General features: G+C 73.5%; 10 protein-coding genes and 1 pseudogene. 4 read left to right on the top strand and 7 right to left on the bottom strand.

Translation table 11 applies throughout. The features are described 5' to 3' along the window. Positions 1-197: 197 nt before the first annotated feature. Positions 198-959, bottom strand: coding sequence for a DeoR/GlpR family DNA-binding transcription regulator (locus ABEA77_RS33240; RefSeq protein ID WP_345655816.1), 762 nt, complete (start codon positions 957-959; stop codon positions 198-200). A gap of 333 nt (positions 960-1,292) precedes the next feature. Here ABEA77_RS33240 and gndA point away from each other — a divergent pair, with 333 nt between their 5' ends. Then, complete coding sequence (gene gndA, locus ABEA77_RS33235) at positions 1,293-2,735, top strand: NADP-dependent phosphogluconate dehydrogenase (RefSeq protein WP_345655815.1); 1,443 nt, start codon at positions 1,293-1,295, stop codon at positions 2,733-2,735. A gap of 96 nt (positions 2,736-2,831) precedes the next feature. On the opposite strand, the gene ABEA77_RS33230 is transcribed toward gndA, so the two are convergent. The 3 genes from ABEA77_RS33230 to ABEA77_RS33220 form a co-directional block, all read right to left on the bottom strand. Further along, on the bottom strand, positions 2,832-3,038 hold the full coding sequence (locus ABEA77_RS33230; RefSeq protein ID WP_345655813.1) for a hypothetical protein: 207 nt from the start codon (positions 3,036-3,038) through the stop codon (positions 2,832-2,834). Between the two features lie 129 nt (positions 3,039-3,167). Next, positions 3,168-3,512 (bottom strand): GNAT family N-acetyltransferase, encoded by a 345-nt coding sequence (locus tag ABEA77_RS33225; RefSeq protein ID WP_345655811.1) that lies wholly within the window; start codon positions 3,510-3,512, stop codon positions 3,168-3,170. Positions 3,513-3,586: 74 nt separating this feature from the next. Then, positions 3,587-4,144, bottom strand: a complete 558-nt coding sequence (locus ABEA77_RS33220) for a DoxX family membrane protein (RefSeq protein ID WP_345655809.1) — start codon at positions 4,142-4,144, stop codon at positions 3,587-3,589. A 218-nt stretch (positions 4,145-4,362) separates the two neighbouring features. On the opposite strand from ABEA77_RS33220, the gene ABEA77_RS33215 reads away from it, so the two are divergent. Continuing rightward, positions 4,363-4,647, top strand: a complete 285-nt coding sequence (locus tag ABEA77_RS33215) for a DUF4235 domain-containing protein (protein ID WP_345655807.1) — start codon at positions 4,363-4,365, stop codon at positions 4,645-4,647. Positions 4,648-4,702: 55 nt separating this feature from the next. Beyond that, a complete protein-coding gene (locus ABEA77_RS33210; protein ID WP_345655805.1) occupies positions 4,703-5,341 on the top strand; it encodes an HhH-GDP family DNA glycosylase in 639 nt (212 codons plus the stop codon). Between the two features lie 205 nt (positions 5,342-5,546). On the opposite strand, the gene ABEA77_RS33205 is transcribed toward ABEA77_RS33210, so the two are convergent. Together ABEA77_RS33205 and ABEA77_RS33200 are read right to left on the bottom strand one after the other, a co-directional pair. Next, on the bottom strand, positions 5,547-5,741 hold the full coding sequence (locus tag ABEA77_RS33205) for an antitoxin (RefSeq protein WP_345655803.1): 195 nt from the start codon (positions 5,739-5,741) through the stop codon (positions 5,547-5,549). Positions 5,742-5,828: 87 nt separating this feature from the next. Further along, complete coding sequence (locus ABEA77_RS33200) at positions 5,829-6,221, bottom strand: luciferase domain-containing protein (protein ID WP_345655801.1); 393 nt, start codon at positions 6,219-6,221, stop codon at positions 5,829-5,831. A gap of 184 nt (positions 6,222-6,405) precedes the next feature. Between ABEA77_RS33200 and ABEA77_RS33195 the strand changes: the two genes are divergently transcribed. Further along, positions 6,406-6,798: a PPOX class F420-dependent oxidoreductase gene (locus ABEA77_RS33195; protein WP_345655799.1), complete on the top strand. Its 393-nt coding sequence runs from the start codon at positions 6,406-6,408 to the stop codon at positions 6,796-6,798. 19 nt (positions 6,799-6,817) lie between these two features. On the opposite strand, the pseudogene hpnH reads toward ABEA77_RS33195, so the two are convergent. Then, a pseudogene (hpnH, locus tag ABEA77_RS33190) lies at positions 6,818-7,393 on the bottom strand (adenosyl-hopene transferase HpnH); the annotation flags it as partial. Between the last annotated feature and the right edge of the window lie 52 nt (positions 7,394-7,445).

Raw genomic sequence — 7,445 nt, 5'->3', positions numbered from 1 at the left:
TCACCTCCGCCCCACCGGTCACGCATGCGGCTTGACACGATCATTGAGATTCTCCCGATCGTCGTCGTTCGGTGGATGGTTGTCGGTGGATGGTCATGGGTAGGCGGTGGTGCCGCCGGGCCGCCGGCCCCGGTGATACGTGCGGGACGGCGGCGGCGCGCGGGCCGCGGGCGGGGCGGGGCCGGGGCCCGGCCCGGTCAGACGCGCAGGACCTGCGGGCCGAGCAGGGTGTAGCGGTGGGCCTCGGCCGAGGAGAGCCCGGCGTCGGTGACGATGGCCTCGAAGTCGGACACCTCCGCGAACCGGCAGAAGCTGACCGCGCCGAACTTGGTGTGGACGCCGGTCAGGACGCGGCGCCTGGCGCTGCGGATGGCCTGCGCCTTCACCTCGCTGACCGCGGGGTCCGGGGTGGTCATGCCGTACTCGCGGGAGATGCCGTTGGACCCCATGTACGCGAGGTCGATGACGAACTCCGAGAGCATGCGGGTGGTCCAGTGGTCGACGGTCGCCATGGTGGCGCCGCGCACCCGGCCGCCGAGCAGCAGTACCGACGTCTTCTCCGCGCCGGCCAGGACGGTCGCCACGGCGAGGGAGGCGGTGACCACGGTCAGCTGGCGGTCCCTCGGCAGCGCCTCGGCCACCAGCTTCGGCGTGAAGCCCTCGTCCACGAACACGGTCTCCGCGTCGCCGAGCAGGTCGGCGGCGGCCCGCGCGATCCGCGACTTCTGCGGGACGAGCCGGGTGGTGCGCACGGCGAGCGTGGTCTCGAACCCCGCGCTCTCCACCGGGTAGGCGCCGCCGTGAGTCCTGCGGACGAGGCCGTGCTCCTCCAGGGACCGCAGATCCCGCCGTACGGTCTCCTTGGCGACGGACAGCTCCGCGGCGAGCTCCGTCACATCCACGGCGCCGTCCCTGCGGGCGACGTCGAGGATCGATCGTCGGCGTTCGTCGGGGTCCACTTGCACACTTCCCTGCTTGCTGCTCACACGGCCCTGTGCCCGGTCGGGTCCCCTACCCGTTCGGGCGCATGCGTCGTTTGTACAAGCAAGGACCCCCGCTCGACCAGGTTCTTCGCCATGGCCGCTGTGCCCGTTCACGCCCGTTTCACAGGTTACCTTTGAGCAGGTCATGACCGATCGGGCGCCCGGCACGGCCCGCCGCCGTGCCCGATCGGGCCCGCGGGCCGCCCGCTCCGTGCCCGCGGCGCGTGGATCGCGGAATGAACGCCGCTGCCCGACCATTGGTGATCAGATGGAAGCAGACATCAGCGGACACGCATCAGGAGTACACGCATGAGTGGTACTGCCCAGATCGGCGTCACGGGCCTCGCGGTCATGGGCCGCAACCTGGCCCGTAACTTCGCACGGAACGGGCTGACGGTCGCCCTGCACAACCGCACCACCGCCCGCACCCGGGCCCTCGTGGACGAGTTCGGCGACGAGGGCTCCTTCGTGCCCGCGGAGAGCGCGCGCGAGTTCGTCGACGCGCTCGAACGGCCGCGGCGGCTGATCATCATGGTGAAGGCGGGCGAGCCGACCGACGCCGTCATCCAGGAGTTCGCCCCGCTCCTCGAAGAGGGCGACGTGATCATCGACGGCGGCAACGCGCACTACGAGGACACCCGGCGCAGGGAGCGGGAACTGCGGGAGCGCGGCATCCACTTCGTCGGCGTGGGCATCTCGGGCGGCGAGGAGGGCGCGCTGCACGGCCCGAGCATCATGCCGGGCGGCTCCACCGAGTCGTACGCGTCGCTCGGCCCGCTGCTCGAACGGATCGCGGCGAAGGCCCCCGACGGCACGCCGTGCGTGACGCACGTGGGCCCTGACGGCGCCGGCCACTTCGTGAAGATGGTGCACAACGGCATCGAGTACGCGGACATGCAGCTGATCGCTGAGGCGTACCACCTGCTGCGGTCGGTCGCGGGGTACTCGCCGCGGCGGATCGCCGACACGTTCCGCCGCTGGAACACCGGGCGCCTCGACTCGTACCTGATCGAGATCACCGCCGAGGTGCTCTCCCACACGGACGCGGCGACCGGCGGCCCCTTCGTGGACATCGTCGAGGACCGGGCCGAGCAGAAGGGCACCGGCCGCTGGACCGTGCAGACCGCGCTCGACCTCGGTGTCCCGGTCTCCGGCATCGCCGAGGCCGTGTTCGCGCGGTCGCTCTCGGGCCACCCGGCGCTGCGCGAGGCGTCCCGGTCGCTCCAGGGCCCGGCGGCCGAGCCGCTGGACGAGGAGGCCGCGGCCCGCTTCGCCGACCAGGTCGAGCAGGCGCTGTACGCGTCGAAGATCGTGTCGTACACGCAGGGCTTCCACCAGATCCAGGCGGGCAGCGAGGAGTACGGCTGGGACATCGACCTCGGTTCTGTGGCCGCGATCTGGCGGGCGGGCTGCATCATCAGGGCCGCGTTCCTCGACCGGATCCGCAGCGCCTTCGACTCGCGTCCCGACCTGCCGAGCCTCCTCCAGGACAAGCAGTTCGCCGAGGAGATCGGCGCGGCCCAGGACGACTGGCGGGCCACGGTCGCGACGGCGGTGCGCCAGGGCGTGCCCACGCCCGGCTTCTCCGCGGCGCTCGCCTACTACGACGCGCTGCGGGCCGAGCGGCTGCCCGCGGCGCTCACCCAGGGCCAGCGGGACTACTTCGGCGCGCACACCTACCGGCGCACCGACAGGCCCGGCTCGTTCCACACGCTGTGGGGCGGCGACCGCTCCGAGGTCGCGGCGGACTGACCGCGGGCCCGTTGCCGTCGGACGCGGGCGGCGCACGGCAGGCGGAGGGGCCGGACCCGGCGCACGGGTCCGGCCCCTCCGCCTGGGCGCCAGGGGTCAGCCGAGCGGCCCTGGCGCGGGCTCCGGTTCCGGCACGGGGTCGGGCCCCGGCGGCTTCGGGATCGGATCGGGCGAGGGCAGCGGCTCGGGCGGTACGGGCGTCGGCCCCGGCACGGGCCCGGGGGCCGGCCCCGGCTCGGGGCCCGGGGGGCCAGGCGGCGGGGTGGGCGTGGGAGGCACCGGGTCGGGGTGCGGACTGGTCATGTCGGACCTCCAAACACGGGACGTCTCCGACACAGGGGACGTCTTCTCCACTGTCTCCCCGTCGCGTGCCCAGCCGTGCCGCACCCACGCATGATCCGCCGGGATCGGCCGCCCCGCCGGCTCACGGCGTCACGCGCGGCCCCGGCGCGCCGCCGACTGCCGCCCGGCCTCCGCCACCAGCGCGGCGGGCGGCTCGGGCGCCTCGCCGGGGTGGCGCTCCGCCCAGCGTGCCGCGTACGGGCACAGCGGTACGACGGGCACGCCCTCGGCGGCGGCCATCCGGTAGAGGTGGCGTACGAGCGCGCCCGCGATGCCCTTGCCCTCGTGCGCCTCGTCGACGACGGTGTGCACGGCCACCAGCGCGGGCGGGTCCGCGTCGAGGACGAAGTAGCTGGCGGCGCCGGCCTCGGTGCCGTCCTCACGTGCCGTGAGCCTGCCGCGCGGGCGGTCGTCGCTGATGTCGGTGTCTGCCATGCGGTGACTCCTCTCCTGCCTGTCGCCACCGCAACCCTCCACGCGTGCGCCGCAGGCGGTGCGCGGCGTACGCCTCAGGAGTCCTGTGCCTCGTCAGCCTCGGCGGGGGCCGCCTGGGCGAGGGCCGCGGCCCGCCTGCGGATGACGCAGGCGGCGGCGATCCCGCTCGCCACGAAGGCGGCGGGCACCATCCAGGTGCGGTCGAGCCGGTGGCCCGTGACGTGGTCGAGGGAGTAGCGGCCCGCACCGGTCAGGCCGAGGGCCGCGGCGCTCCAGCCGAGGTAGCCGGGGTGTTCGAGCCCGCCCGAGGTGCTGAAGAAGCCGTTGGGGGCGTGGACGGAGGCGGCGCCCGCCATCGTCCCCGCCGCCGCCGCGCCCGCCGCGGGCGTCGCGAGCCCGAGCGCGATCAGCAGCCCGCCGCCCGCCTCGCCGAGACCGGCGGCCAGGGCGCTCTGCCGCCCCGGCTTGAAGCCCATGGACTCCATCGCCTGGGCGGTCCCTTCGAGGCCGCCGCCGCCGAACCAGCCGAAGAGTTTCTGCGCTCCGTGCGCGGCGAGTACCGCCCCGGTGCCGAGCCGCAGGGCGAGCAGGCCGAGGTCGCTGTGGTCACGGTGGAGGACACGCTTCTTCATCGGGCGACTCCCAGGGAGTGGAGGACGGTGGGACCTGGCGGCACGAGGCGGCGTTCACCGCCGGCCTGCGGTTCCCACTCTCCGCCCGGCGGCCCCGCACGGCAGCCGTGCGGTACTCCGATCGGGTGGGCCGTGCGGCCGCGGTCCGCTCGTGCGCCGCGTCCAGTGTGCCCGACCGCGTCCGGGGAACCCGGTGCCACGTGAGGAAAAAGAAGAAAATGAAACTGCCGCTGATGTACAAGCCCCTCGGGTTCGCGCTCGGCTGGGCCGGCGGAGCGGTGGCGGGCGCCCTGTTCCACACCACGTGGAAGGCGCTGCGCCACGAGGACGACGCGCCGGACGCCCTGGACCGCGAGCGCGGCTGGACCGAGGTGCTGGTCGCCGCCGCGCTGGAGGGCGCCCTCTTCGCCGTGGCCCGCAGTGTGGTGGACCGCGCGGGCGCGAAGGCCGTCGAGCGGGCGACCGGCAACTGGCCCACGAAGGACGAGGGCGGGCGCAACTGAGGCCGGGCCCGACGCCGCGGCCCGCGACGCCCGCGACGCCACGGAGGTGGACGCGATGGCTCGCAGGAGTCAGGGGGACACCGTCGAGCAGCTGCTCGACACGTACGGGAGGACCTACGCCGACGAGGCGGGCATCCGGCTGCGGAACACGCCCCAGCCGCTGTACCGCCTCCTGGTGCTCTCGCTGCTGCTGAGCGCGCGGATCAGCAGCGGGATCGCGCTGGCCGCCGCGCGTGCCCTGTCGGACGCGGGGATGCGTTCGCCGCGCGCGATGGCGGACGCCACCTGGCAGCAGCGGGTGGACGCGCTCGGCGAGGGCGGCTACCGGCGCTACGACGAGCGCACCGCGACGCAGCTCGGGGAGGGCGCCGCACTCCTCCTCGACCGCTACGGCGGTGATCTGCGCCGCATGCGTGGGGAGGCTGACGGCGACAGGGAGGCGCTGCACCGCCTGCTCCAGCAGGTGCCGGGGATCGGTCCGGTCGGCGCGGACATCTTCCTGCGCGAGGTGCAGGACGTCTGGCCCGAGGCTGCGCCCTATCTGGACGGCAAGTCCCGCAAGGGCGCCCGCGCGATCGGGCTGCCCGACGACCCGCGCAGGCTGGCCGGGCTCGCGGGCGACGATCCCGCGCTCTTCGCCGCGGCGCTCGTCCGCGTCTCGCTCGACCGGCACACGGAACTCGCCGACGCCTGAGAGCGCCTGTGTGTACGGGCGGCGGCCCGTACCCGCCGCGCCTTGCACGCGCCGCCGCCCGGCTCCGGGAAGCCCCGCAGACGCGCGGCGGCGGGTATCTGTGCTGACGGGGGAACGGCGGGCAGCTGACGGGGGGAACGGGCGTGCGCCGGTGTGCGCCGCACTCGGGGTGCGGCACACACCGGCGCCCTGGGGGAACGGGGGGTCAGCCGCGGCCGTGGTCCCCTGACGAGGAGTCGTTCCCGATCTGCCCGTCCATCTTCTTCTGGGCGGAGTCGACCTGGCTCTCGTACTTGTTGCCGGTCTTCTTGTCGACGGCGTCCCCCGCCTTGTCCACGCCCTTGCGGGTCGTGTCCTCGTGCCCCTTCATCATGCCCTTGAGCTTGTCGAGCATCGACATGGCTTGGCTCCTCACTCGGGACGTACTACTCCCCACCATCCCTGCCGGGCGGCGATCCCGCATCCGCAGGAGGCCGGGGCGCCCGCCTCAGGGCGCGTACGAGTGGGCGCGGGCCCTGCTGCACGGGTCGGTGCGGTGCCCGCTCGCGGCGTCCACCGCGTCGTCGGGCAGCCGGGCGGCGCCCTGGAGCGCGGCGCTCACCAGGGTGACGAGCAGGTCGATGTCGGCCCCCGCCTCCAGCCGGACGGTGACCCATCCGGAACCCGGGCGCAGCCGCAGCGCGGTGGAGTTCTTGAGCGCGGGCCGCAGCTTGGCGATCATGGCTCCGGTGAGGTGCACGTCGGCCTCGTGCTCGCCGTGGAAGTGCACGAGGTCGCGGGTGCCCGCGCGCAGGCACGGGTCCGTGCCGCAGTAGCCCTGTCCGGCGCTGAGACCCGGCCAGGTCATCAGCCGTTCTCCGGCGTGTCTGGCACCGTTCATGCGTTCAGCCTGCCCTATCGGGGGCGTCCGGCACAGGGGGTCGGGATAACGGAGCGGACTCGGAACGGGGGCCCGGCCCCGCGCCCGCCCGGCGCCGTTCGCCGTCCGTTCAGCCCGCGGAGGCGGGACCGGTTCACCCGTACGTGGTCTGCGCGACGGCGCCTGCGGGTAGGGTGCGCCCACCATGGAACTCACCGGTCACGTGACCGCGCTGCTGCGCGGGCCGAGCACCTGCTACCTGACCACGCTGATGCCCGACGGGTCGCCGCAGATCACCCAGGTCTGGGTCGACACGGACGGCGAGCACGTCCTCGTGAACAGCGTGCGCACCCACCTCAAGACCAGGAACGTCACCCGCGATCCGCGCGTGGCGCTGGCCGTCGCCTCGCCGAAGGACCCGGCGCGGTACCTCCAGATCCGCGGCCGGGTCGTCCGGGTGACGGCCGAGGGCGCCGTGGACCACGTGGAGGCGCTGGCCCACAAGTACCTCGGCGGCCCCTATCCCTGGTACGGCGGCCGGGACCAGGAGCGCGTCCTGTTCGTCATCGAGGCGGACAGCGTCACCGCGTCGCCCTGAGCCCCGGCCGCCGGGGGTGTCACCCCGTCACCGCGCGCAGGGACTGCTTGAGCGAGCCCATGGTGGCGAGGACCGCCGTCGGCTCGTAGCCGCAGTGCGCCATGCAGTTGTCGCAGCGGGGGTCCTTGCCGCGGCCGTACTTGTCCCAGTCGGTCTCTTCGAGGAGTTCGCGGTAGGTCTTGGCGTAGCCGTCGCCCATCAGGTAGCAGGGCCGCTGCCAGCCGAAGAGTGAGTAGGAGGGGACGCCCCAGGGGGTGCACTCGAACTCCGCCTTGCCTTCGAGGAAGTCGAGGAACAGCTCGGAGTGGTTGAGGCGCCAGCGCTTGCGCCTGCCGTCGGCGAACGCCTTGCGGAAGACCTCGCGGGTCTGCTCGACGCCGAGGAAGTGGTCCTGGTCGGGGGCCTTCTCGTAGGCGTAGGCGGGCGAGATCTCCAGCCGGTCGACCTTCAGCTCGTCGTTGAGGAAGTCGAGCACCTCGATGACGCTCTCGGGTGTGTCCGTGTTGAAGAACGTCGAGTTGGTGTAGACGGCGAAGCCCGCGGCCTTGGCCTGCTTGATCGCGGCGACGGCCTTGTCGAAGACGCCTTCCTTGCTCAAGTCGGAGGCCAAGCGGTCTTAGGAAGACAACGTGCGATCCCAACTCCTT

This window comes from Streptomyces tremellae (assembly GCF_039540215.1).
In the GTDB taxonomy this organism is placed as follows: Bacteria; Actinomycetota; Actinomycetes; order Streptomycetales; family Streptomycetaceae; genus Streptomyces; species Streptomyces tremellae.
This window is presented reverse-complemented; position numbering and strand designations above follow the sequence as displayed.